This is a genomic window from Rhizobium sp. LjRoot254 (assembly GCF_964254105.1).
GTDB lineage: Bacteria > Pseudomonadota > Alphaproteobacteria > Rhizobiales > Rhizobiaceae > Rhizobium_E.
On record NZ_CAXUSM020000001.1, the window covers coordinates 4,513,910 to 4,539,286 of the forward strand.

A 25,377-nucleotide genomic window follows, 5' to 3' on the forward strand; every position below is an offset into this window, starting at 1 on the left:
TGCCTACTGCTTGTTCGTCGCCTGCTGCTCGTCGTTCTTGCGGCTCCGATCCCACGAGGCCTCGCCCCAATTGCGCACCGCCTTGAAGCGAATCAGGGCCATTGTCGAGTTCATGCCGGCAAGCTTCATGTCGCGCAGATAGGCTTCATCGCAATCCTTACGCTTTTTCCCCTGCGGGTCGGAATAGCAGGCGTCGTGATTGTAGCAGGCGATGTTCTCGCCCCTCGACGGTTTGCTCAGCGCGCCGTCATTGCAATAGACCTTGCTTTCCTTGTAGGGCCGCTTGGTGGTGTTGGTCACCGGCACGGGATCGGCAATGGCAGTGCCGGCAATTACGGTGACGGCAAGAGCGATAAGGACGCGGTTCATTCGGATCATGTCTCCCGAGGCTGGATTTGATTTTCGCCTGTCTGGTTCGAAAAAGGGAAGAAATGATGGCGGTAGGCCGCCGCGTGCCGGATCGATGCGGAAAACTTGGATGCCGCCTTCTTCCATTCCTCGGCAGCCTATACCATATTCGTTTCGTGCGATTGTGGTGCCGCGAGGGGCGACGATGACCGAGACCGAGACCAGGCGCAAGCTTACCACCATCATGTCGGCCGACGTTCAGGATTATTCCCGGCTGATGGGGGTCGACGAGGAAGGCACGCTGGCAACGCTGCAGCGCTATCGCGATTCGATGCGCGCGGTGATCGGCCTGCATGGCGGCCGCGTCGTCAACACCTGGGGCGACGGGTTGATCGCGGAATTCCCCAGCGTCGTCGAGGCATTGCGCGCGGCGATCGATATCCAGAACGATATTGCCGGCCGGAACGAGCCCCATCCCGCCGAGCGCCGCATGCAGTTCCGCATCGGCATCAATCTCGGCGATGTCATCGAACAGGACAATGATATCTACGGCGATGGCGTCAATATCGCGGCACGGCTGCAGAGCCAGGCCGAGCCCGGCGGCATCGTGATTTCCAACACCGTCTACGACCAGGTGCGCAACAAGGTCGCCGTCGCCTTCGATTTCCTCGGCCCCCTCTCGGTCAAGAATATCAACGAGGCGATCCCGAGCTATGCCGTCCGCGTCGGCGATACCGGCCATGCCCACCAGAAGCCGCCGGAGGCTGCACCGTCGCAGCCGCAGATGCAGGAGCAGTTCGGACGGGCTGCCCGCGAGCCAACCCCGCCAAGGCGCATCCCCTTCGGCAACAGGATCATGGGTTTCCTCGGCGTCGCTTCGGCGATCGTCCTCGTGATCAACCTCCTGACCTGGCAGGGCGAGTTCTGGGCCCGGTGGCCGCTGATGGGCATGGCCATTGCAGCCGCGTTGATCTGGTCGGGCAGCCTGAGCAGGCAGGCCAGGATCATGGCGCTGCCGATCATCGCCGCGGCCACCATCGTGACTATCAACCTCCTGAGCTGGCACGGCGAATTCTGGGCGCAGTGGCCGCTTCTCGCCATTGCCATCGCTGGAGCACTGGGCTGGGTGATGCGACGGTCCTAGAGATTGATGCAGTAGCGGATGAACTCGTCCTTGCCGACATAGGTGTCGTAGAGCTTCTGCGCGGTCTTGTTCTTCTCGGCGGTGATCCAGTAGATCGAGACCCAGTCGCGCGCCTTGCCGCGTGCGACGAGATCGTCGATCAACGCCCGGCCGACGCCGAGGCCACGGGCGGTGGGCGAGACAAACATATCCTCGAAATAGCAGGTCGGGCGCGTGTCCCACGTCGTCAGATGCGTGTGGTGGTTGGCAAAGCCGATCATGTTGCCGCCCACCAGCGCCACCCGTGAGGTCAGCGGGTTCATCGGATCGAGGATGCGCGCCCATGTCGCCATGGTGATATCGGGTGCGATATCGACCTCGTAGAATTCCAGATAGCCCTGCCAGAGCGGCATCCAGTCGGCGAGGTCGCCGGCTTGCGCGTCACGGATCTCGATCATTCCATTCCCCCTCGCATATCCGGTCAGAAGGCCGATTGCAGCTTTTCGATCAATTCGCCCAACAGCGTGTCGGTTGCTTCCACCGAGCCGGTCTCGACATAGATCCGCATTTCGGGCGCATTGCCCGACTGGCGGAAATGCACCGTATCGCCATTGGCGAATGCCATGCGGACACCATCGAGCGTCGAGATTTCCGTAGGGTCGGCAACGCGGGCGTCGAAATTCCGGCGGAAGCTGCGCGACATCTCGACCTCGCCGAGGAATATCTTGGCCTTGTCGGCGGCGACGTCCTTGACGCGATCGGCCTTCATGAAGCGCGGCGGCAGCGTCGCCGCTAGTGCCGAAAGCGTCAGGCCTTCTTTTCTCGCAAGCACAAGAGACGCGACGGCAGGCAGGATGGCGTCGCGGGTCGGCAGCGCGGTGAGCGTGCCCCGGGCCAGCGCCACATCGTCGCCGAGCAGGAAGCCGCCATTGGCCTCGAAGCCCGCGACCGGGTGGAGATTCGCAGCAGCCATGGCCGCAACGACATAAGGCGAACCGATGCGGGTGCGCTCGACCGTTTCGAACCAGCCAGACTGCTCGATGGCGCTGGTGGAGGAGAGCGGCGTGACCACGGTCCTGGCACCGATCAGCCTGGATGTCAGCACACCCAGCACATCGCCATTGATCTGGCGGCCCGTCTCGTCGATGACCAGCGGCCGGTCGCCATCGCCATCGGTGGAGACCACGGCGTCGAGCTTCTGCTCGGAAATGATTTTCCGGGCGCGGGCGATATCGTCGGGGTCCAGCGCCTCGGTATCGACAGCGATGAAACGTTCGACGCGGCGGAACGTATGGCACGACGCGCCAAGCCCCTCGAAAATGCTCGCGGTCAGATCGCGGCCGACGGCGGAATGGAGATCGATGCCGATCCTGAGACCGGCCAGCGCATCCGGGCCGAAGGCATCGACATAGCGGCGGACATAACTTTCGGCGACATCGGCGAGCGGCGCGCCGGGCTCGATTGCCGCGACATCGCGGCCTTCGGCGAGGATCGCTTCGGCACGCATCCGTACCGGCGCCTCGTCCTCCTTGAGAAATTCGCCATCCGGCCGGTAGAACTTGATGCCGTTATAGGTCTCGGGAATATGGCTTCCAGTGATCATGATCGCCGGCGCCGAGCGGGCCATGGCATAGGCCGCGAGCGCCGGCGTCGGCACATTGCCGGCCCAGACCGGCGTCCATCCGGCCGCCTTGACGGCCGCCAGGCACTGGCCTGCTATACGCGGGCTGGAATCGCGGAGATCGGCCCCGACATAGGCGGTTCGGGCCGATGCCTCGCCGCATCGTTCGAGAAAGGCGGTCACATAGGCCGTGCAGACACTTCCCGTGAAATCCGTAGCGGGCCCGCGCAGGCCCGATGTTCCGAATGCGGCTGCCAATGCCTTCTCCTCGGCTGGTTGGGACGACGCATGAATAGCTTATTTGCGTGGCGAAGCAATGTCCGCGCACAGGCCCACGAAACAAGCCGACGCAAATTTGTCCGCCATTTCGATTGAAATTTCCACGACGCATGCTATCTATTTGGTGACCGTTACGGGTCGTGTGGGGCTATAGCTCAGCTGGGAGAGCGCTACGTTCGCAACGTAGAGGCCAGCGGTTCGATCCCGCTTAGCTCCACCAGCCAAAGCAATGATTACAAAGGCTCTTTGGGAAACCAAGGGGCCTTTTGCGTAGTTCCCTACAGGTTCAATGAACTAGAGTGTACGATTTCAAGTATCAGTGGTTGCGTTTTCTAGCGCTACATTCCAGATCCGTGCGGCCTCGTATGCTTGAGCGCATCTGTATTTTCATCTTGATGAGCACGCCGTTCAATCTATGCAGTATGCGCGCCACTTGACAGACTTGCATCGAATTAGAACGGGAACTCTTCTGCCACTATGGCTATGTTCAATTTCTCAACAAAGCTACCTTCTGAGGTTACAATCTCTACCGGAAGAAATCCTTTGAGCGCGTAGGACTCTTGTAGTTCTTCTGTGCTGGAATACTTGTTCCAGACTGTTCTTACGCCTTTGACAACAATCTGCGCCCAGCCCCCCGGCGAAAGGCGAACTACAGGCGATTTAACGAAGTGCCTTAGCATTGCGTCCTCAAGACTTGACGTAGCTTGCGGGCAATTCTCTTTGTTTTGGGTCAACGTCCAACCCGTTGCGGTATGAATGTAAACAGCTTCTATCTCAGGGGATCGCCTGTCAGTGTGATTGTGCAGGTCGATCTTGAAATCAACCTCAGCGCTAGCCGCCCAGGTGCTTTTGCTGAGCAAAGCGTCCGCACTCTTCAAAGTGATAGAAAAGGTATGCGAACGCCTCTTTTCAAGCTGCTCTTTTTGCCATTTGATTTCCGTATCAATTAAGTCCCGTAGCTTCTGTATCTTCCCTTCGTAGACAAGGTGTCGATGGTGCTTTAGGTCAAAGGGTATATCATCGGCATGTTGAGTTAGTAGAATACACTGCTTTTGTTTCGCGTGAGCGTAGCCTATCTCATAAAAGACATTTGGATTGCGCCCTGTAAGATCGGCAATGATAAAATCTGCGGCATCGATCTGCCTGTAAATTCTTTCGAGCATCGTTTCACTGTATATCTGCTCATCAACTCGTTCTGCCACCACATCATTGGCCACAGCTGCCGCCTGTACCTACATCTTACCTGCGAAGCGGTATCGCAGTGGCGTCGGCAGGTCCGGCAGGAGCTTGAAGGCTGATTTCTGTAAGAGGTGGGCGGTCGAATTGGCCGTCCATTTCCGAAATCGCTAACCGACGCCAGAAACTCATGGCATTTGGCGACAAATGCCATGAGTTGGTTTTGTGGGCAGTTACTTTCTCGAACGAACTTGCAGTTAGGCGCTCCGGCGATCCGCTGCACGATCTCCTACCCGGTGCCCGTGCTCCAGAGGAACGGGAACAAGGCCCGTCATGGTGGCGAGGAATCATCTTCGGCCGGACGCGCTCGACCGCGCCAACCACGATCGCACGGTTGAGGTCGCTGCGGTTCACGCGCCATCCTTCACGTCCGCAGACGTTGCTCCTCGAGCGCGTGGTCGAGATAGATCAGCATGATCACCCCTCGCGTCCGCCGCCATTCCCGGAAGCGCGATGAAGCCAACGGCGATTGCGACGGATTCGTTGAATCCGAGCCACCACATGAGCCGGATGCTACCGACCAGCGCGAAGGGCAACGACAGCGTGACGATCATCGGCTCCCTGGGGGTCGCTGCGGTAGGCGCGCGGTAGCGGACCGCCACCCCTAGCGCTCGCGTCGATGTAACGGTTTCGGAACCGAGTGCGATGCCGATGACATCCTACACGTCCCCGACGTTCAATCCGTACCTGACGAGCGCGATCCGGTCCGGTACGAAGTCGAGCTGGTAGCCGCCGGTCACGCGTTCCGATAGTCCGACGACGTTCCGGGAACGGTTTTCAATGTCGCTTCGATATCCCTCGCGATCCGCTCCATTTCCTTGAAGTCGGCTCCGAACACCGCGGCCAACTTCAACATCGCAACAGCGGCACCATTCTTTTCAAAGGACCTACCACCATCCAAGCCGGGCCTGGACCCGGGCTTCGGTTTTCGCCAAAGCTGGCACTCACTAGCACAAAATCGAGGCGGTGAAGCATGCCGCCAGAACGCGGCGGCATGCTGGCGGCGGCACGCGCGTGCTCCGTCAGCTTCGCACAGGAGACACCGGGTATAGGTGACAGCCATTGGACGGATTGGCCGCATCTTTGATGGGCGACTGGGGGTGCGATGATTGTCGGAACGGCCGGGGTTCCCCTGGCGCTTGGTGAGACCCGCAACTACGATCTGATTTTCAGCCAGCTCGAAGCCGCAGGGGTAAAGGTCTATTTTCCCTGCACCCAGTATCAGGAAATTCCGCTCCCCCAGAGCCTCGGATTTGAGACCGACTTTCTGCCTCCTCCTTTTGGTACAGCTGATCCCGGCGTCTATGAGGCGATGCGGGCACATGGGATCAAGCTCGCCGTTAATGCCGAACAACTCTACGATCTCAGTCAGGCCTTTCCCCCCGCGGAGATGGATCCTCTGCGCGCGCTTATCGATGCGGCCGGGCGTGATCTTCTCTATGGCGTGTATGGGCCGGACGAGCCGTCCGCTCGCGAAATAGACCCTGCCGTTTCCCGGCGCCTATACGAGCACATAAAGGCGATCGACAGCAGCTTGTCGGTGATGCAGGTCCACGCATCGATCAATGAGGAAAATCCGGAGATGCAGACGCCGGAGGGTCGCGATGCGTATCTCGCCACCGTCCTCGAACACGCGCGGTGGGCCGATATCGTCGGTTTCGATGTCTATACCAACGGCGCATCGGTCGGGGCCACGACACCCTACAGTAACGGCCAGCTTGCTCCGCCGGCGCAAGCGGTTCGCGACTACATGACGTGGCTGGCGGAGAAACTTCCGGAAAAGCTGCACACGATGGTTTTGCAGGCGTTTTCTCCGGCGGATCTTTATTCCCCGGAAGCGCTCGCCCAGATGGATCCTGACCTGATCGCCGCGAGCCGTGGGCCGACTGCGCTGGAAATGCGCGACATGCTGGCGGCGACCGAGGGCGCCGAAGCCGTATTCTGGTGGGGCCAAAGCCATATCAGAGACAGCAGTTCCGGGATGTGGCAAAATCTGCTTTCCGAAACCGATGCCTGGGTCGACGCGCATGTCGGATCGAATACGACGGTGGTAGTCGGAACGGCCGGCGACGATAGGCTCCAGGGGCGTGCCACGGCGGATCGTCTCGCCGGTGGCGCCGGACAGGATTTGTTGGCCGGCGGCCGCGGCGACGACATTCTGGTCGGCGGCATCGGCAGGGACATCATGCGCGGCGGCACGAGCGACGACACCTATTATGTGGGCAGCCGGAAGGATCTCGTCGATGAGGCCGGCGGTCGCGGCGTCGATGAAATCCGCACGGCTCTGGCGAGATACAGTCTGGCCGACGACGGCGTACTTGGCAAGATTGAAAGGCTCACCGGCACCGGCCTGGCCGGACAGTCTCTGACCGGAAATGGTGCTGTCAATTTCATCACCGGGGGGTGGGGCGACGATAGGATCGACGGAGGCGGAAGCGCCGACACCATGATCGGCGGCGGCGGCGACGACCGGCTGATCGGGGGGCTCGGTAACGACACGCTGACGGGTGGCAGCGGCGCGGACAGTTTCGTCTTCAACACTTCACTCAATGCCGACACCAACACCGATACGATCACCGACTTTTCTGCGCCGGGTGATACGGTCGAGCTGGACAATGCGATCTTCGCCAGTTTGGACACCGGCGCACTCGCCTCTTCGGCCCTTCACATCGGAACCGCAGCGGCCAATGCCGCGGACCGGATCATCTATGATCCGGCGACGGGCGCGCTGAGCTACGATGCCGACGGTTTCGGCGGCGCGACTGCCGTCCGCTTCGCAACCCTCAATACCGACGTCGCCATGACAAATGCCGACTTTCTGGTGATTTGAGGCTTGAGGCTGAATTGGGCCTAGATTCGGTCCATCCTGGACGATCAGTCTTCTGCGGGGCATTGAAAACGCCATTTGCCGGGGTAATCCCTGGGTTCGGCGACGCCGCGGTGCTTGTCCGTCACCCGCAATATTCAAGATAGCTAAAATTCTAATATGTCAATTACCGGAATGACAGTAGTCCCCGAATACGAGTGGTAGTCATTGAACGAACAGGCCGCATCGTTTGGATCGGCGATTGGAGGTTCGATGATTGTCGGTATGGCCGGTGTTCCTGTGGAACTTGGGGAGACCCGCAACTACGATCTGATTTTCAGCCAGCTCGAAGCCGCAGGGGTCAAGGTCTACTTTCCCTTCACCCAGTATCAGGAAATTCCGACCGCTCAGAGCCTCGGATTTGAGACCGACTTTCTTCCCCCTCCATTTGGTACCGCTGATCCAAGCGTCTACGAAGCAATGCGGGCCCATGGCATCAAGCTCGCCGTCAATGCCGAACAATTGTACGATCTCGGTCAGGCTTTCCCGTCAGCCGAACTGGATCCTCTGCGCGCGCTTATCGAAGCGGCCGGGCGCGATCTTATCTATGGCGTGTATGGGCCGGACGAGCCGTCCTCTCGCGACATGGACCCTGCCATTTCCCAGCGGTTGTATGAGCACATAAAGGCGATCGACGCCACCTTGCCGGTTGTCCAGGTCCACCGGTCGATCGACGAAGAAGATCCGGTGATGCAGACGCGGGAAGGTCGCGAAGCGTATCTCGCCGACGTCGTCGAGCATGCGCGATGGGCCGATATCGTCGGTTTCGACGTCTACACCGTCGGCGCCTCCGTCGGCGCAGCGACGCCGTACAGCAACGGCGAACTTGTTCCGCCAGCGCAAGCGGTCCGCGACTACATGACCTGGTTGACAGAAAATCTTCCGGAAAAGTTGCACACGATGGTCCTGCAGGGATTTTCTCCGGTGGACCTCTACTCCGCAGAAGCACTCGCGCAGATGGATCCTGATCTGATCGCCGCGATCCGAGGGCCGACCGCCCAGGAAATGCGCGACATGCTGGCGGCGACCGAAGGCGCCGAAGCCGTGTTCTGGTGGGGTCAGAGCCATGTCCGGGATACCAGTTCCGAAATGTGGCAAAATCTGCTTGCCGAGACCGACGCTTGGACGGAGGCCCAAGGCGGCTCGGATACGGTGGTCGTCGTCGGAACCGGCGGCGATGACACACTCCTGGGAAGTGTCGCGGCGGATCGTCTCGCCGGAGGCGCCGGACAGGATCTGCTTGCCGGCGGCGGCGGCAACGACGATCTGGTCGGCGGCCGCGGCGGCGATATCATGCGCGGGGGCGCGAGCCACGACACCTATTATGTGGACGCTTGGAAAGACGTCGTTGACGAAGCGGGCGGCCGCGGCATCGACGAAGTTCGCACGGCACTCGCAAAATACAGCTTGGCCGGCGACAACGTGCTCGGCAGGATTGAAAACCTTACCGGCACCGGGTTTACCGGACAATGGCTGACCGGAAACAGCGCTGCCAATATCATAACCGGGAGTTGGGGTAGCGACACGATTGACGGCGGCGGAAACGCCGACAGCCTGAGCGGCGGCGGCGGAAATGACAAGCTCAAAGGTGTTGGCGGCAACGACCGGCTGATCGGTGGCCTTGGCGACGACACGCTGACGGGTGGCAGCGGCGCGGACAGTTTCGTCTTCAACACTTCACTCAATGCTGAGAGCAACACCGACAAAATCACCGACTTCTCGGTGCCTGGCGATACGATCGAGCTGAAGAATGAGATCTTCACCACGCTGGATGCAGTCGGCGTACTCGCGTCATCTGCTTTTCACATCGGTTTGGAGGCAGCCGATGCCGACGACCGGATCATCTACAATTCGGCCACGGGAGCGCTGAGCTACGATGCCGACGGCTTCGGCGGTAGTGCCGCGGTCCGTTTCGCTACCCTTGATGCCGGCATTGACATGACGAACGCTGATTTCCTGGTGATTTGAGCCTGAGCCTGAGCCTGGTTCGACGGATCGCGGATAATCAGTCTTCAGGGGGGCGCTGAAAGCGCCATTTGCCCGCGCCGGACGTCAGCACAAGGCCGCGATCACGGCAGAACGCGTCGACGGCGCGGACCAAGCCCGGCCAATCGCTGGAATAGTCGTCCCCGAACATCACGCCGCCCGGGCGCAAAATATCATAATATAGAACTAGATCGGTGGCGACTTCGTCTTCTTCGTGCCCCGCATCGATGTAGATCGCGTCGGCCACGAGGCCGAGCCGTTTGAGCAGATAGGCGCCGCAGGTTGAAGTCATGGGAAGCGGGAAGATGCGATCGGCCGCATCAGTTCTGGTGATGTTGTAGATGAATTGCCGGAACATGGTCGGGAAGCCGTGCTGCAGCATCAAGCTTTTCCGGAAGTCCGTATCGATCCAGAGCGCGTCGTTCGAGCCAAGCCACGTATCGACGCAAACGAAAGACGTGCCGCAGCCAAGTGTCTGGCTGAGAGAATCCATATGCAGCACCGAAGCGCCTTTCCATGTGCCCACCTCGACAACGACGTTTGGGCGGACATCCCGGAACACGGCTTCGAACACCTTGTGGCGGCTCTCCCATCCCTGAACGTCTTCCACGATGCCTCTGAAATCCATCGTCGAGTAATCCTTGTCGATGCCGATTGCGCGGAAAATCTCCGCAAGTTGGTCCCTCCCCATCAACATCGTCTGATTTGGGGTTGGGTGATCGGCGCGCCGCATTCGCGCGGCGGCATAACGCGCAAACAACGTCCCGAACTGACGCGCGCCCGGTATTTTCGCCAGGTAGTTCCGATCGAATGACAGCACTTTGGCCCCTCCTGGGCTGAATAGTTGATCGCTCGACTGCAGCACAGAGAGGCCGCTCCTCAAACATGGTAACCGGTGGCGCCCGTAATTTTCGGCCGCTCCAGATCTTGAAAGTCAAAGTAGTCCGTCGCTCAGTAATACCTGCCGTGTTTCGCGAACAACCGGTAGTCGCCGTCACTGCTCGCGATACCTATACTGAGCCACTCCTTGTTGAAGGTCCATAGACATTGTGCGGCTGTTCACTATCACCGATCGCAGGGCACGGTCCGGACACCCTCAAACAAGAAGTGGCGCATCGAAGTTTCCGTCACCCTTACAGTCTCGCAGGATCTTCAGAAGCCGAGGGGCGACGACCGCAAGGCAAAACTCACTTTCGACCCGGCGGCGGCCATTTTCAGCAAAGGTCCGACGCAGGTCTGCATTCTCGGCTAGCCTGATCAATGCATCCGACCACTGCTCCGGCGTTTCGGCAAAGAACCCGGAGCGGCCATCGTCAACGATATCGACATTCGCACCGACTGGGCTACAGACCACGGGTACCCCAGCGCTCATGTAGGCAATAAGTTTGAACCCACATTTTCCGCGTGCTTCCTCGTCGTCGAACATCGGCATGATCCCGACATCGAAGGACTGGATGTCGGCGATTTCGCGATCAAGACGCCAGGCGCGAAACTCGACCGGCACATCGCCGCAATCGAAAGGTTCGGCGCCCACGAACACAAAGCGGGCTTGCGGCAATCGTAGTGCAACCGTTTTCAAGGCATCGCGCAGCGATCGCAGATAGGCCGTACCCCTGGGCGTGCCAATCCAACCTATGGTGAAATGAGCTTCGTCGCGGTGGGTGTGCGAAGGCCGGAAATTCTCCGCATCGACGACCGTCGGAATCACCGATATCCGTTCGGGGGCCTGATTGTGGCGTTCCGCGAACCTTGCGAGATAGCGGCTTCCGGCCGCAACATGATCCGCCATGCGGATCAGTTTCTCCGTTTTTGAGAAATCGCGAAAACGGTCTAGCGGGTTCGCGTAGGCGGTGGAGGGAACGTAGATCGCATCGTCATAATCGAAGATCATCCGGCCAGAACCGGCGACCATGAGCCTTTCCAGAATCGGCGGACCGAACGGAAAGGCCTCGCGCAGGATGTAGACGACGTCGTAGCGGCGCGCTCGTAACACGTCCCAGACCCGGCGCAACCCGCCGAACGCCGTCAGGAGAATCTTTTGCAGCGTCTTCCCACTCTGGTAGATGATGGGCGCGAGCGAAGACGGCAGGAGCGGCGATACCGTGGCCTCCACGCCGTTTTCTTCCAGATAGGGAAGGAACTGATAGACGCGGAACCGACTGGACGGTCCTTCGATCGGATGCGGTACGATAAAGAGCACACGCAGCTTTCTCGGAACCGTTTCGTGGTCACTCGGCATGTCTTTCATGTCGGGCTCCATGGATCGCTTCGCGATGACGGTGAAGGGGACGGAAAATGTGTGGCGGCGTAGCGCCGCCGCAAGTCCTCGCTATGAGCAACAAGTCGCTTCAGGTCAGAGGCTGATATGCGGCGGTAACGCTGCACTTCGCGCCGTTTTCTGAGCATGAGCGGCGTCTGCCGCAACGCCTCTACCAAGCCCTGCCCGTAGGCCTTGAGGTTCTTCCGCAGCCACGGATGGCGCTTGAGGAACAGGCATTGGAAAAGCGCCCCGACTTGCGTGGCTGCGGCGGTTGCGATAACGCGGGGCAGCAGCGACGAAGGAACATCCTTGATGATGACAGCGATGATGTTCTTGACGGTCAACCGGACGGAAAATGCACTTGCGGTCCCGCCGGTTGAGGCACTTCCCATGTGGTAAACCACGGCGTCTGGAACGGACAGGCAACGATAGCCCGCAAGCCGCGCGCGGATGCTGAGATCCACGTCCTCCATGTAGGCAAAAAAATCGACGTCGAAGACGCCGATCTCTTCAATCATTCGCCGGCGATAGATGGCCGCGCAGGCCGAGGCGCCGAAAACGTCGAACGGCTGGGTTTCCACGACCTCGTTCCTGCAACGGGAGCCGATCTTGAATGACAGTCCGGTCAGGGAGTAGCCGTCGCCGATCGTATCGATGATGTTGCGGTCCTTGAAATCGAGGATTCTGGATGTCGCCAGTCCGGCTTCTGGATACTGGTCCATAGCATCCACGAGAGCGGCGAGCCAGTCGATGTCGATCTCCGTATCGTTATTCAAGGCGACGACATACACGCTGTCGTCGGCCGCGATGCCTGTGTTGATGGCGGCGGAAAAACCGAGATTGCTCGTGTGGGCAAGGACGCTCACTTCGGGATAGCTGGAAGCTAGTAGATCAAGGGAGTTGTCCGCCGAACCATTGTCGACGACATAGACGATGAAGTCAGAAAAGGTCTGGCGGCGCAGACTGTTGAGACAACCGGGCAGGAGGTGGGCGCCGTTCCAGTTGGGGATGATTATCGATACCCGCGCCATCAGCCGTGTCCCGACTTCAACCGTGCAACCACGGCGATGGCGTTGCTGGTCCCGAAAGCTCGCAGCAGACGGTGAAAGAGCGCCGTCAAGCCGCCCGCAGACGGCAGAACTGGACGATGTTCGAGGACCGCCAGTCCATGCCGGTCGAGAAGACCCCAAACATCGCGCGGTCGATACCGCCGATACTGTTTCTCCTTTCCGAGCAGCATCCACAACCAGTGTAGATGAGCGTTCATGAAGTCGATGTATAGCAATCCGTCGGCCGCAAGCAGTGGCAAAAGGCGAGCCAGCAGCGTATCAAGCTCGAGTGCCGTCTCATAGAGAAGGTCGTGCATGACGATGAGGTTGAACCGCGCCAGTGGAAAATCGGCCATCATGACATCGGTATTCGCGAAGGACACGCCTTCCAGGACCCCCTCGTCCCGGAAGATATCGAAGAACACTGCGAATTCCGGCGTGTAATCCAGCGCATGTACTGCCTGATGCTGGAGGGCTGCAACGAAGATCTCACTAGCGAAGGGGCCGCAGCCGATATTCAGAACGGCGTTTCCAGTCCCATGAAAGTGCCGCTGCAGCATTCCGGCCATGGTTTCGAGCCGCTTCGTATTGGCAAAGAATGCCGAAAAAGCTGACAAATTCGGGGGTAAGTGCCGCAGCAGAACACCGCGGTAGTGTTCGCGGTACTCCGAGCGAATGAGCGGTGCGGGCATAGTCCCGCTCAGAACTCGCGTCTCAGACGACATCCATGTCTCCCCAGGTAAAATGCCAGCCGGGCGATGCAAGGATGGACGCGGCGTCTGGAGTGAACGGCAATCCGACCATGAAAAACAGTTTCGGATTCAGCCGCTCCGGCACAACGAGAAATCCACTCTTTGCCAGGGCGCGGTCGAGAAGGTCACCGGTGCAGGCCTGGGCGCACCCCATCTCGATGCCGGCCGCCCTTGCCTTGGCCGTGGCGTGGGCCACAAGGGCGGACAGGATCGCGGGTTCGTCCCGATCCGCCAGGGCATCGACGATCAGCATGCTTTTCAGGCCGAATACCTCGCGCGTGGTCGTCACGATCAGTCCGGCGAGCCGGTCATCGACCTTCAAGCCGAAAAGGTCGTAACGATAGACCGGATGCTCCAGATAGCGCCAGCGGATGTAGGCCCTGTCGCGCACGAAACACGTCTTTGTGTGGTGAGCGGCACTTTGCCAAAGATCGTCCAGTTGTTCCTCGGCACGGGTCACAGCGACCACACGCCCCGCTGGCTTGCCATGGATGATCTGCGGCGCGCGAAGGCCGAGGGCCAGCGTGCCCGTCAGAAGATTTAGCAACCAAAGCGGCACCCGTCCCAGTACAGCGGGACGGATTGCGAAGCCCCGCAACGGCTGGACGCGGAGCCGGGGTTTCAGCATCACCGTCCATTTCAGCCGCCCGGACGTCAGTAGGCGGAAAGAGTTGGAATTGGGAAAATTGACACCGAATGCGAAGCCAGCATCGCGCGCGTAACCGGCCCAGTTGTCGGAAACCTTGAAACCATAGCGGCCGGAAAGGAGGCCGCTCAGACCGGGGTCAACCATCAGATCAAGACCGTGAGCAACACGAAAGGTCTTGCCGCCGACCAGCAACTTCCGGGCACTGAGACCAGCAAAGGCAACGACATCGTCGTCCTGACGGATCACTGCGCCGGAACCCGCGCCCGCCGGATTGCGCTGAAACAGCCATTCGAAGAACGCCGGATTGGTATGGGGATGGTCCGCCCCCCAGACCGCCGTGCGCAGCCGCATGACGGCGGAATCATCCTTTCCCGGTCGATAGACGTCATGCGTTGTCTGCATGATTTCTCCCTTTCCGACGAACCGGCTCCCGGCTCGTCCTGGAAGTGATCAATGTTTCGTATAGGTCTGCGGTGCGCATCACCATCCGCTCAGGCGAAAACTCGAGTCGTGCTCGCGTGCGACCACTCGCGCCGAAGCTTCGGCGAAGTGCAGCGTCGCCCGCGAGCCGACAGAGCCGCTCGGCAAACGCAGGCGGATCGCGAGCCGGGACGAGATATCCGTTCACACCCTCCTCGACGAGTTCGGAAATGCCGCCCACATCCGTGGCAACGACGGCAACGCCTGCTGCCATCGCCTCCAGGATGGAGATCGGCAGTCCCTCCGAGACGGAGGACAGCGCGAACACGTCGGCGGCGGCGAGGATGCTGGGAACGTCACGCCGCTCGCCGGCAAAGATCACCCGTTCGCCGATCCCCAGGGCGCTCGCCCTTGCCGCCAGTTCGTCGCGCTGCGATCCCGTACCCGCGATCAGAAACCGGACATTGCCAAATTGCGCCAAGACCAGCGCGGCTGCGTCGAGCAGATCATGCAAGCCCTTGAACCACACCAGCCGTGCAACAGTGACAACGAGCACGTCCTCGGGGCCGACGCCGAATTCAGAACGAATAGCGCGGGCTGCGCCGGCTGCATCGGAAAACTTTGCCACATCGATGCCGTTGTGGATCGAGACTACCTTGCTTGTCCCGACAATCCCGCCACGCACGATGCCATCACGGACTCTCTCGGACACGGTGATGACGGCATCGGCGGTCAAGGCGAACAGCAGCCGGTCGTAGACCCAGAAGAGGAGGCGCGCGGCCGGATTGGGCAACGCCAGGAACCCCAGATTGTGCGCTGTATTGATGGTCACCGGAATTCCGGTGGTGACGGCGGCAATACCACCCAGGAGGGCCGCCTTCGACATATGGGAGTGGACGATATCGAACCGTCCATCTCGCAAAATCCGCCGCAATTGCTGGAAACCCCTCAAGTCCGATATCAGCGACAGCAGCCGCTCCATACGGACGCAGATGAATGGGACACCAAGCTCTGAGAGATCGCGCTCGTGCTGCGCGTCGATCGTATTGCAGATAACGGTGACATCCATGTCGGGGCTCAACCCACGCACAAGGGTCATCACATGGTCCGGCACGCCGCCGATGTCCATGCGGGTCACGATCTGGGCGACGCGCAGCCGCCGCACTTTCGCAGGATGCGTCTCCACAGCGGCAATACTCATGACGCCCCCTTGGCAAGCGGCATCAAGAGGCGGCTTGAGAGAGAAAGCACTTTACGCATCGGAGCGCTGTCCTTGACGGAAAGCCAATCGAGCGCGCCGGCGAGCTTCATCCGGAAAACGAAACGGCTATCGCTTGCCGATACCTCGGTCCGGCTCAGCGCCGTGGAGCGTTCCGCAGGTGCGGTTGCGCCGGTGGACGTCGTGAAGGCTGTTGCGTAGCCCGCTCGAGCGACGACCTCCTCGACGCGCACGTCGAAGTCGCCACCGGGATATGCGAAACTGCGAACCGGCACGCCGAACAGTTCCTCGAGCCTGAGCCGGGAGCCGGAAATCTCCTGAAGCAACCGGTCCGCATCCAACTTCGTCAGCGGCGGATGGGCGAGGCTGTGCGAACCGACCTGGATGTCTGCGGCAAGCAATGCGGAAATTTGCTCATGCGTCAGGAAGCGACCGTAGAGCGGACTGTCCGCGTAGGGCCAGACGTCAGCGCTGCATTTGCCTAGAAAGTCGGCGATGACGAAGACCACGGCAGGGAACCTATGTTGCTGTAGGACTGGTGCCGCAAAGAGCAGGTTGTCTTCGAAGCCGTCATCGAAGGTTATCAGAACGCAATTCTGCCGCAGAACCTGGCCGCTCATGCGGATCGCTTCGAATTCGGTAAGATTTATAACCCGGTAGCCGTGCTTAGCCAGATAACCCATCTGCCACGCAAATTCGTCCGGATGCACCGTTATCTCCCGCGAAACCGGGCCAAGACATTCCTTCGGATAGGGATTGACGCGGTGATAAAACAGCACGCGCACGCATGGTTCGCTCCTGGCGAACAATAGACCAAGTAGACCCAGCGCGGACTTCAGAATGCGTTTTAGTCCGATCCGTGTCGCGGAAAGCATCTGCCCCACCATGGTCGTCCTCTCGTCGTAGTTTATCTTCACCAACCAGCGAAGCCGAACTTTCGTCGGCAGTCAAAAATCCCATGTTTCATCAAGCATTCCATTCCGGGCACCGCCCGCCGGAGGCATTAGAGAATACCTGTTGGGCGTAGACCTGATCCGTTCGAGCCCAGGCGAAATCACGCAGTAGCCGCCGGAGCTTCTTCTCCATGAGGGAAAGATTCACGTAGTGGCGGAACTTCGAGCGGCCCTTCACATCCAGCCGTGGTTGCCCGGGATCGATCTCCCAAGGGTGAAAGTAGAAATGCGCAGGCTGGTTTTCGTGGTTGTTGATGTAGCGCAAAACACAGTTGAAAAACGGATAGGGCAGCAGCCGGAAGTAACCGCCGCCAGAAGCGTGAAACCGTCGCCCAGCAATTTCCAAAGTCGTTAATGGCAATTCGACGATCCCGCTTCCGCCCGGACGAAAGGGCACGCGCGGTGCGGAAGGGCAGCCGTAGTGGTCATGCGGCACGGGGTTTATGCTGGAACTGTAGCGGTAGCCGGCATCGGCCAGCACATCGAACGCCCACCACGTGGTTTGATCGATGGAGAAATTGGCCGCCCGGTAGCCGATCACCGGCTTGCCGCTGACATCCTCAAGCAAGTGTCTGGTCTGCAGCACGTCAAGCGAAAATTCCGTGGGCGTCTGCTCGCGCACGCGGAAATGCCGGTATCCATGGCTGGCAATCTCGTGACCGCCATCGGCGATCGCGCGAACTAGCCCAGGAAACTGTGCGGCCACGCAACCGAGAATAAAGAACGTGGCCTTCACCCCAGCCTCTTCAAAAAGATCGAGTGTTCTCCGCGTGTTGTTCTCGACCCGCGATTCCAGGCTTGCCCATCGTTCGCGGGGCGCGGCGGCATGAAGGGCGGCCGCATGAAAATAGTCTTCCACATCGACGCTCATCGCATTGACGACGCCGTGCTTTGGCTTCGGTCGAACGGCTTCGGAAGATGACGGCATGGCAGTCCTTTCCTTAGGTTGGGCGCACTGGTGCAGTCACTCGATCGGTCGATGCGCGCTCACCCGCCAACCAGCAGGCGTCCTTGCGGGTCATCAAGGTCACGCTGGATACATAGCGCAGGCAGAGGCTGGCCATATGCGATCGGAACGAGGAGTGTTCTCCATAGACCGGCGCAATCTCTTTGCCCCGCAGGCTGCGCAGCTTTCCGGTGTAATATTTCAGCGTGTAGCGAAAGGAAGACAGTTGGCCGCTGGCCTTGACAAGATCGTGCATCTCGCGCTGGGTTTTGTAGTTGGTGAGGCAGACGAGAAAGTAGGCGTGGTAGCGCGCATAGGCGTCGATGGAGCTTTCGTCGGAAAGACCGGCTTCGCGCCTCGCTCGTGCCCAGCCGTGATAGGTTGAGAGACCCATCCGGCTCCAGACCGCGAGCCAGCGGGACAGGAGATCGAAGTCCTTAATCCAGTGGGCGAAAGGTACCTTGGTATGAGGTTCGACCCAGCGGTGGCCGGATGGGTAGATATGAGCGGAAAAGCCCCCCCGGCTCAAAACCCGCGTCAGTTGCATGAAGAACAAATTGTGGTTCCGGACATGCTCGAGCACCTGGTTGGAAACCACGACATCAAAGAAGCCGTCGGAATAGGGCCAGTCATCGCTCTCTGAAATAAGCGCCAGCCTCTCATGCCAGCGGCCCGAAGGCGCATCGCGTTCAAGACGCTCCAGCGCTGCAGCAATAAATCCCGGCGCCTGAACGCCGTGATCGCCCACGTCAAAGCCGTAGAACTCGAAACGCACCGCCGGCCAGTACGCCTGCAATGCGCCGGAAAGATAGACGAGCAACAGACCGTCGCCGCAGCCGACGTCGAGGAGCCGTATTGTCTTTCCCGCGTCCAGCGCCCGACGCGCCAGCTCCGTGTTAACGATTGTCAGCAGATGACGGTGGGTCTGGCTGAGCGCAATCGGCACCGCTGCCGTTCCCGACCTCGGGCTCTCCCCGACGTCGGGAGCCTCCGGCCACTGCCTCTTCAGGTCAATCGACATCATTAAATCCCGTCTGCAAATCTCATTGAGGTTCGCATTCAATTCTGAGCTACGCCGACAAGGCGGCGCCTGACCTCGACGACGTCGCCCGGCAATACGATTTCCGTCTCGTTGCGAATGTCGTCCAGCACCCTGCCATCCTCGCGAACGATGCGGTAGGATGTTGCCACATGCTCGCCGAACGGGATCGATGTACTATCTTCAGATTCGAGGATGACGGCACTGTCAGCGGAAAGCTGATTGCTCAGGCGGCTGATCGTCGCGCGCACCTTTTGGATCTGATCGAGCACTTCGAGCTTGCGGTCGCGAGTGATGTTGACGGTCTGGATCTCGAGCTGGTTCCTGGCCTGACGGGCCTGGTTGAGGAGCACCGCCGTCTGGAGGTTGGTGCTCAAGACCTGGCTTTCCTCACGTCGGAGTTGAAAAATTCTGTGGCGCAGCTCCAGCTTCTTCTCCACCAGCTCCTCGGTGTTTGCGATCTCAGTCTTGAGGGACTCCATCTGTTCGGCGGTCGCATCGATACGCGCCGTCAAGGCGGCGATCTCGTCCTTACGGATGATGGCCTCCTTGGCGAGGAGGTCGAGCTCCCGCTTGAGTCCGTCTTTTCGAACTTCGAAGATTTCCCTTTCCCTGTTCACAATATCAGGCAATTCGGGATCGTCGCCTTCCGTCGGCGCCAGCGAACCCGGATCAAAGGTCGCGGCATCAACCAGCTCCGCCCGCAACCGGGCATGAACGATCCGTGCGACCAGAAGCTCCCGGCGGGCGACATGCAGGCTTTCCGATGCACGGATGCCGGTCACGGTTGCCACATAGGTATCACTCTGACCCTTGAAGCCGCCGGCAATCGCCACGGCCTTCATGACGGTGAGACGAAACTGTCCGGGATAGGGGCCGGCTTTGTTGACGTCGCCGAGGATGAAGAACGGACGCATCTCGGCGAGCTCGACAGATACCGTCGGCTCGACCAGCGTTTTTGCCAGCGTCGCCCTTATCGCCTCCTCGGCCTCCGTCACCGTCAGCCCATCGAGGTCGACCGGCGCTCCGATGGGTATAGCGGCGGCACCGTCATCGCCCAGCCTGTAAATTCCGGTGAGGTAATTGGCTTCGGGGGCTATCAGGCGTATCTGATCCCCGCCCGCGAGCCGGTAGGGGTCGGCCAGCGCCGCATGGGTGAGCCCTGCGTAAGCCAACCCGGCAAGCAGAAGCATACGTCTCGCGGAAGGAGATCGCGGGAACTTCCGAGGCAATATCGAACGAACCATACCCACTCTCCCGTCCGTTTGTTTGCGCGACCGTCGGCCGGCCGCGATCCGCTGCACTTCGAGCCGCACCTAGCGGGTCATCTGTTTGCTCACTGCTAGGATGTCCCTCCACAGCACGCTGTCCACGTCGGAAATGAAAGCCGCCCCATACCAGATCACCAGGTTCGCACCTCTGTCGATGCTCATCTGCGCCATGGTTTGCAGCTCGTCGCGGTTAGGACTACGCGCCGCGGCAATCACGTCAGGCGGGGCAACCTGGGTCAGGTAGTCGCGCTCGAACTGATCGCTATAGGCAAAAGACTGGAGAACCGCCATTGTCGGCTTGCCTGGCAGATTGGCGTCAAGCCAACCCATATACCCCTCGACTGCCTCCTGGTGATCGACGATCTGGTCGTCATGCCCCGGGCTTCCCAATTTTGCGATCAACGGGGGGATCGGGTAAATGCTGAAACCGACGACGTCAGCGAACTCGCTCTGCCGCCGTACCTCCGACATGTAGGCCTCGCGGGCCTCGGCACTGTCCTGCCTGCCGGGTTCGATGACCATTGGCGACTGCACCATCAGCACCGGAAGGGATGGATCGACCAACTTCACCCGCTCATAGAGCCGTCGCGACGCCTTCACGTTGATGCCGTTCAGGGCCGGCTCGTCGAAGCTGAGTACACCATAGATTCCTGCGCGCCCGGCGCATCCGATCAGCGCACGCAGGGGATCGTTCTCCGGCGCCGGCAGGGTACCGGTTGGCGAGTATAAAAGTCCGCCCGGCACGATCAGTCTTATCTTGTGCCGTCGAAGTGCGACAAAGACCGCTGAATCGTGCTGGCAGGGCGGGACGAAATCGACCTCGAAGCCAAGCGTGGCTGCTGCTGGAGCCTCCTGGTATTGAAAGACGGGAAAGAAGATATCGACGCCGGCGGCCTGCAATTGTGCGAAGATGGCTTCATAGTCTCGCGACTCGCCAATATATTTGGGGACGCCGGCCACGCCGAATTCTGTCGGCCGGGCTTGTACCGCAGCAAGCGCGCCAACAAGGAGGGCGAACATAGTAACAAAAACATGCCTCATCAACGCTTGGTCCCCGTTATTCCAAAATTTAGAACTTTATATTATAGGAATTTCGAATATTTGATTAGCCGGCAAGTATATTGCTTGAACAATATTTCTGGTAGGCACAACAACACAAAACCAAATCCGGTGCGTGCCGCTCATGATTAGTCAGCGTAATTCAGCTGGCTGAATATAGTTTTTTTGACTCCGTTTGACAATCAATTCTATTGCAGATAGCGTTCTATTCTGAGTTTCGCAAAGCGCATTTGAGTACGGATCCCAGAATAGAGACTTGTGTCGCGTCTTCTTGATGATTAACTTGGCGGCGAATGGTGCATCCCATGAATTTTCCTCAGGAGTTGAAACGGCTTGTTCCGGTCAAGTTGAGGGTAATCCGATCCAACGCCATTCATGCATTGCGAAGGGATAGCGCCTACTACGAGCACGAAGGCCGCCGCGAATTCTTCCAGAAGGCATTTCGGGGGCTGCAGTTCAACGGCATTCCAGGCGATTACGCGGAATTCGGGTGCTGTGGTGCCATGACATTCAGGCTCGCCTATGCCGCTGCCCGGCAATGCGCGCATTCTGCGAGATTGTGGGCCTTCGATTCCTTTCAGGGCCTGCCTCCGCAGGCTGGACAGGCAGACTCCCATCCGATGTGGGTGGAAGGCGACATGAGCATGTCCCTCAAGGATTTCAGATCCGTTTGTGCGAGCGTCGGCATGAAGGAGAGCGACTACACCGCCGTCGCGGGCTTCTACGGCGACACCCTGGAGCCGGCCGGGCTTTCGACGCCGAACCGCCCGGATCGTCTTGCGCTCGTCTACATCGACTGTGACCTCTACAGTTCGACGGTTCAGGTCCTGCAATTCCTTGCCCCGCGACTGCGCCACGGGATGGTCGTCGCCTTCGACGACTATTTCTGCACGTCTGCCGATGCGGTATCCGGTGAACGGCTCGCCATGCTGGAGTTCCTCGACGGGCAAACGGACTTTGCCTTCCTGCCCTACCTTCCGATAGGCTGGCATGGCATGTCATTCATCGTTGAGAACCGCCGCCTGCTGAACCGCGCGGCGCATGGAGAGAAGGTCTGATCCCGTAGATCCGCGGTCCGTCGGCGCCACGCGGGACACCTGGATTGGGTTTTCACGTGAGGGAGCTTGCGCCCAATGGCCGACCGAGGCTTGGAAGCGCCAACTGCAGTCGCGCCTGACAGGCGGCTTCCGCGCTGGCTTGCCGGCGGTTCATCCCCTTTTCTGCTGATTGCTGGCATCTGTGCATCGCTCGGCCTGCTGGGCTTCGCATTCTTTGCGGCGCCCGTGCCCGTGACGGCGGGTGTCGCGGGCGCGGTCCTCACGCTCCTGTCCTTTCATTTTCCGCATATTGTCCTGGGCGTCTTCGCTTTCGTTCAGATCGCCTTTCCGTTGTATGCGCGGCTGCCCGCCATCGGCCCAGTTCCGCCCTTGCCCGTCGGGATCGCGATCCTCGCTGTTCTCGGCATGACATCCATCGTTGCGTGGCTGATGGGTGATCGTTCACGCGCTTCCGGCCCCTCGGAGCCGGTCTTCATGCGGCTGTTCTTGGTCTTTGCAGCGGTCGGAATGTTCTCGCTGTTCAACGACCGGACGACGGAAGAGGGCATAAACATGTGGATCAAAGTCTTCATCATCCCCGGAGCGATGATGTTGATCTGCTTGTTCCGCCTGTCCGATTCGCGGGATATCGACCGCATCTTCCGCTATATGCTTGCCGGGGCGGCCGCTGCGGCCGGCTATGCGCTGTTGGAGTTCCTGCTCGGCTACAACCCGCTTCTGGAAATGTACGACGGTCAGACCGACGCGGTCTACCATACTGCGGACGAACTAGGATCCGGCCTTGCCTACCGCACTTTCAGCGTCTTTACCCAGCCAATCGAATTCGCCACCTGCCTGAGCATGATCTTCCCCTATTCCGTCGTGCGCCTTGCGACGACAACCCATCTCGGTCATAGGATTCTTTATGCATTCGGCGGCGGCATGTGCGTGCTTGGCGTGGCGCTGACATTTTCGCGCGGTCCCGTGCTCGCCCTTATCGTCAGTGCGGTGACGGTCGGACTGATTTACCGCAATCTCCGTCCTACGCTCATAGCACTGCTGGCGACCGGCATTCTGACAATCGCAGTCGCCTGGCCGTTTCTCGGCGCCGGTATCAGCGACCGGCTCAACGACATGGACAACGTGACGCTGCGCTTCAAGCTCTGGCAAACGGCATTTGCGATCTTCACCGACCATCCCGTTCGCGGCGTCGGCATCGGCAATTTTCCGGAATATTACATCGAGGCAGCCCGAACACACCTGATCGGACCATTCACCGAGTTCGGCGAAGATGCGGTGGAAAACGTCCGCGTCGCCGAGAGCACCTATCTCCAGCTTCTGGCGGAAATGGGCGTTTTGGGTCTCGTCAGTGCCGTCGCCCTCATCCTCGCCTTTTTTCGCCTGGTGATCACCACCGCGCTACGCTCAACGGATCCGCTCGGCCGCGACCTTTCCATTGCGGCAGGGGTGGGTGGCGTCGCCTATCTGGTCAACGGAATCACCATCACCGCCTATACCCACTTCACGTCGACCAGCCTTCTTGTCGGATTGCTCTTTCCATTCGCCCTTGTCCTGAACCGCAGGGCGCCACGGACAGGAGGCGACCTAAAGTCCGGCACGCCCGCAGAAGCATCCTAGAACGTCACAAAACCTAGAATTCTCAACTGGAACGACCTTGATCGCCGAGGTGGTGATGCATTTCGATGGACCTTTTTCGCTTCTGCGACATTTTAGTTGTGGACAACAGCAGCGGTCGGGCAACAAATACGTCTTTGGCGTGCGAATCTTGTATCTATGATCGACTGATTGTTTTTGTTTGCCCGGCCGCTTGTTCTATTAGTTGATAGAAATCGACCTTTGGCTGTGCCTTAACCATTTCTTAACGATTTGCCGTCACAGTCGGCGGCTTGGAGCCTGTGAATGAAGCTGACGAGACCAACAGCGATCGATATTCTCGAGGGACCGCCGCCGAGTGAGCGCTGGACAGTCCGTCGTTGCGCTGCGTTCATTCTCGGACTCTCCGCCCTGGCTTGGATCGTGGTCGGCCTCGGCGTTTTTTGAACTCTGACGCGCCGGCAAAGCTTTCGATCAGGCTCATTGTCTTCTCAGCGTGCGTCTATCGCGCGCCCTCTCCGATCAGAATGACACGCACGGTTTGCAGCAATATTTTGGCATCCAGTACGACGCTGCCATGCTGAAGATAGAAGAAATCGTACTTGGTCTTTTCCTGCGCATCGTGAAGTGAAGCACCGTAGGGATAGTTGATCTGGGCCCAACCGGTGATGCCAGGCTTGACCAAGCACCGATACCAGTAGTTAGGGATCTCCTTTTCGAGGTTCGCTGCGATCGCCGGTCGCTCCGGACGAGGACCGACCAGACTCATGTGGCCGGCCAACACGTTGAAGAATTGCGGAAATTCGTCGATGCGGCTGCGCCTCAGAAAGCGCCCGACCCGGGTCACTCGATCATCGTGCAGCTGAGCCCAACGCGGCACGCCATCGGCCTCGGCGGAACGACGCATGCTGCGAAACTTGTAGAGAAGAAAAGTCTTGCCATTTCGTCCTACGCGCTCCTGGAGATAGAATATCGGACGTCCGTCCTCAATGACAATGGCGAGCATCGTTGCAAGGGTCACCGGCAGGGTAAATGCAAGCAGGATACTGCTGAGCACGATGTCCATGCAACGCTTCACGCCATTGCTCAGCCGGCTGCGTTCGTGACAGAACGGTGATCCGAGACGATCCGGGCGCAGCGCCTCGAGCCCGATCTGCCGACGCTCGATGGCGTGGGCGGCCGAGGCGGAATCGAGCCGCGCCAGATGAGCGAAGGCGATGCGGCCGATGAACATCAAGCAGAAGGCCAAGGGCAGCGCCGTAAGCCACCGGTTCTGAAGTGTGTCTCGAAACCCCGACAACGATACAAGCGTCATTGCACACAGAGCCACGAGTACGAATGTCGTCAACAATGGCAAGATCATATCGCGTGCCACAAGGCGCTCGACGCGATAAAGCCCCATCGCATAACTCCAGACGACAGCGCAAAGGATGATAAGCACCGTAAGCACCAAGGGCATCACCGATCGCGCGTTGGGAAAGGCTTGCGGAATTAGCGTATCCGCGACCAAGAGAGCGGTGAGGATGTAGATAACATCACACAATAGCGTGATGAACCCCAAGAGGATGTAGTTGCCATTCAATGGTGACATATTACGCTCTCTGGTAGTCGTGTATCGTCCCGTGAATTTCTCTTTCGATGGAAAAATAA

Annotated in this window: 21 protein-coding genes, 1 tRNA gene and 1 pseudogene; 6 read left to right on the forward strand and 17 right to left on the reverse strand. The window is 59.5% G+C overall.

Annotated features, from left to right (window positions below; genetic code table 11):
* Positions 1-3: 3 nt before the first annotated feature.
* A complete protein-coding gene (locus tag ACSQ26_RS22330) occupies positions 4-369 on the reverse strand; it encodes a hypothetical protein (protein WP_436012767.1) in 366 nt (121 codons plus the stop codon).
* Between the two features lie 184 nt (positions 370-553).
* Between ACSQ26_RS22330 and ACSQ26_RS22335 the strand changes: the two genes are divergently transcribed.
* A complete protein-coding gene (locus tag ACSQ26_RS22335) occupies positions 554-1,492 on the forward strand; it encodes an adenylate/guanylate cyclase domain-containing protein (RefSeq protein WP_436012769.1) in 939 nt (312 codons plus the stop codon).
* Here the strand turns inward: ACSQ26_RS22335 and ACSQ26_RS22340 are convergent.
* Positions 1,489-1,929 (reverse strand): N-acetyltransferase family protein, encoded by a 441-nt coding sequence (locus ACSQ26_RS22340; protein WP_436012771.1) that lies wholly within the window; start codon positions 1,927-1,929, stop codon positions 1,489-1,491. The two genes, ACSQ26_RS22335 and ACSQ26_RS22340, sit on opposite strands and share 4 nt — an antisense overlap.
* Before the next feature lie 23 nt (positions 1,930-1,952).
* On the reverse strand, positions 1,953-3,350 hold the full coding sequence (locus ACSQ26_RS22345; RefSeq protein ID WP_436012773.1) for a phosphomannomutase: 1,398 nt from the start codon (positions 3,348-3,350) through the stop codon (positions 1,953-1,955).
* A gap of 165 nt (positions 3,351-3,515) precedes the next feature.
* On the opposite strand from ACSQ26_RS22345, the gene ACSQ26_RS22350 reads away from it, so the two are divergent.
* Positions 3,516-3,591, forward strand: a tRNA-Ala gene (locus tag ACSQ26_RS22350).
* A gap of 232 nt (positions 3,592-3,823) precedes the next feature.
* On the opposite strand, the gene ACSQ26_RS22355 is transcribed toward ACSQ26_RS22350, so the two are convergent.
* Entirely contained in the window at positions 3,824-4,588 is a 765-nt protein-coding gene (locus ACSQ26_RS22355; protein ID WP_436012775.1) for a hypothetical protein, read from the reverse strand.
* 251 nt (positions 4,589-4,839) lie between these two features.
* A pseudogene (locus tag ACSQ26_RS22360) lies at positions 4,840-5,445 on the reverse strand (efflux RND transporter permease subunit); the annotation flags it as partial.
* Between the two features lie 267 nt (positions 5,446-5,712).
* On the opposite strand from ACSQ26_RS22360, the gene ACSQ26_RS22365 reads away from it, so the two are divergent.
* On the forward strand, positions 5,713-7,437 hold the full coding sequence (locus ACSQ26_RS22365) for a calcium-binding protein (RefSeq protein WP_436012777.1): 1,725 nt from the start codon (positions 5,713-5,715) through the stop codon (positions 7,435-7,437).
* 204 nt (positions 7,438-7,641) lie between these two features.
* Positions 7,642-9,441: a calcium-binding protein gene (locus tag ACSQ26_RS22370; RefSeq protein WP_436012779.1), complete on the forward strand. Its 1,800-nt coding sequence runs from the start codon at positions 7,642-7,644 to the stop codon at positions 9,439-9,441.
* Positions 9,442-9,478: 37 nt separating this feature from the next.
* On the opposite strand, the gene ACSQ26_RS22375 is transcribed toward ACSQ26_RS22370, so the two are convergent.
* The 11 genes from ACSQ26_RS22375 to ACSQ26_RS22425 form a co-directional block, all read right to left on the reverse strand.
* The gene (locus ACSQ26_RS22375) at positions 9,479-10,324 is read right to left on the reverse strand and encodes a class I SAM-dependent methyltransferase (RefSeq protein ID WP_436012781.1); all 846 of its coding nucleotides are present in this window, start codon (positions 10,322-10,324) and stop codon (positions 9,479-9,481) included.
* A gap of 231 nt (positions 10,325-10,555) precedes the next feature.
* Complete coding sequence (locus ACSQ26_RS22380) at positions 10,556-11,707, reverse strand: glycosyltransferase family 4 protein (RefSeq protein ID WP_436012783.1); 1,152 nt, start codon at positions 11,705-11,707, stop codon at positions 10,556-10,558.
* The gene (locus ACSQ26_RS22385) at positions 11,704-12,750 is read right to left on the reverse strand and encodes a glycosyltransferase family 2 protein (RefSeq protein ID WP_436012785.1); all 1,047 of its coding nucleotides are present in this window, start codon (positions 12,748-12,750) and stop codon (positions 11,704-11,706) included. The genes ACSQ26_RS22380 and ACSQ26_RS22385 overlap by 4 nt, the downstream gene beginning before the upstream one ends.
* Positions 12,750-13,493 carry a hypothetical protein gene (locus ACSQ26_RS22390; protein WP_436012787.1) on the reverse strand — a complete coding sequence of 248 codons (744 nt, stop codon included), beginning with the start codon at positions 13,491-13,493 and terminating at the stop codon, positions 12,750-12,752. The genes ACSQ26_RS22385 and ACSQ26_RS22390 overlap by 1 nt, the downstream gene beginning before the upstream one ends.
* Complete coding sequence (locus ACSQ26_RS22395) at positions 13,483-14,571, reverse strand: hypothetical protein (protein ID WP_436012789.1); 1,089 nt, start codon at positions 14,569-14,571, stop codon at positions 13,483-13,485. Before ACSQ26_RS22395 ends, ACSQ26_RS22390 begins: the two co-directional genes overlap by 11 nt.
* Complete coding sequence (locus ACSQ26_RS22400) at positions 14,555-15,754, reverse strand: glycosyltransferase (RefSeq protein ID WP_436012791.1); 1,200 nt, start codon at positions 15,752-15,754, stop codon at positions 14,555-14,557. The genes ACSQ26_RS22395 and ACSQ26_RS22400 overlap by 17 nt, the downstream gene beginning before the upstream one ends.
* 32 nt (positions 15,755-15,786) lie before the next feature.
* Complete coding sequence (locus ACSQ26_RS22405; protein WP_436012793.1) at positions 15,787-16,593, reverse strand: polysaccharide deacetylase family protein; 807 nt, start codon at positions 16,591-16,593, stop codon at positions 15,787-15,789.
* Positions 16,594-16,774: 181 nt separating this feature from the next.
* Positions 16,775-17,689 (reverse strand): XrtA system polysaccharide deacetylase, encoded by a 915-nt coding sequence (locus ACSQ26_RS22410; protein WP_436012795.1) that lies wholly within the window; start codon positions 17,687-17,689, stop codon positions 16,775-16,777.
* A gap of 13 nt (positions 17,690-17,702) precedes the next feature.
* Complete coding sequence (locus tag ACSQ26_RS22415) at positions 17,703-18,728, reverse strand: class I SAM-dependent methyltransferase (protein ID WP_436012797.1); 1,026 nt, start codon at positions 18,726-18,728, stop codon at positions 17,703-17,705.
* Between the two features lie 38 nt (positions 18,729-18,766).
* Positions 18,767-20,062 (reverse strand): polysaccharide biosynthesis/export family protein, encoded by a 1,296-nt coding sequence (locus tag ACSQ26_RS22420; RefSeq protein ID WP_436012799.1) that lies wholly within the window; start codon positions 20,060-20,062, stop codon positions 18,767-18,769.
* Positions 20,063-21,058: a hypothetical protein gene (locus tag ACSQ26_RS22425; protein ID WP_436012801.1), complete on the reverse strand. Its 996-nt coding sequence runs from the start codon at positions 21,056-21,058 to the stop codon at positions 20,063-20,065.
* Positions 21,059-21,381: 323 nt separating this feature from the next.
* Between ACSQ26_RS22425 and ACSQ26_RS22430 the strand changes: the two genes are divergently transcribed.
* Entirely contained in the window at positions 21,382-22,134 is a 753-nt protein-coding gene (locus tag ACSQ26_RS22430; RefSeq protein WP_436012803.1) for a TylF/MycF/NovP-related O-methyltransferase, read from the forward strand.
* A 75-nt stretch (positions 22,135-22,209) separates the two neighbouring features.
* Positions 22,210-23,751 (forward strand): O-antigen ligase family protein, encoded by a 1,542-nt coding sequence (locus ACSQ26_RS22435; protein WP_436012805.1) that lies wholly within the window; start codon positions 22,210-22,212, stop codon positions 23,749-23,751.
* Positions 23,752-24,229: 478 nt separating this feature from the next.
* Here the strand turns inward: ACSQ26_RS22435 and ACSQ26_RS22440 are convergent, their stop codons facing one another.
* A complete protein-coding gene (locus ACSQ26_RS22440; protein ID WP_436012807.1) occupies positions 24,230-25,318 on the reverse strand; it encodes a sugar transferase in 1,089 nt (362 codons plus the stop codon).
* Between the last annotated feature and the right edge of the window lie 59 nt (positions 25,319-25,377).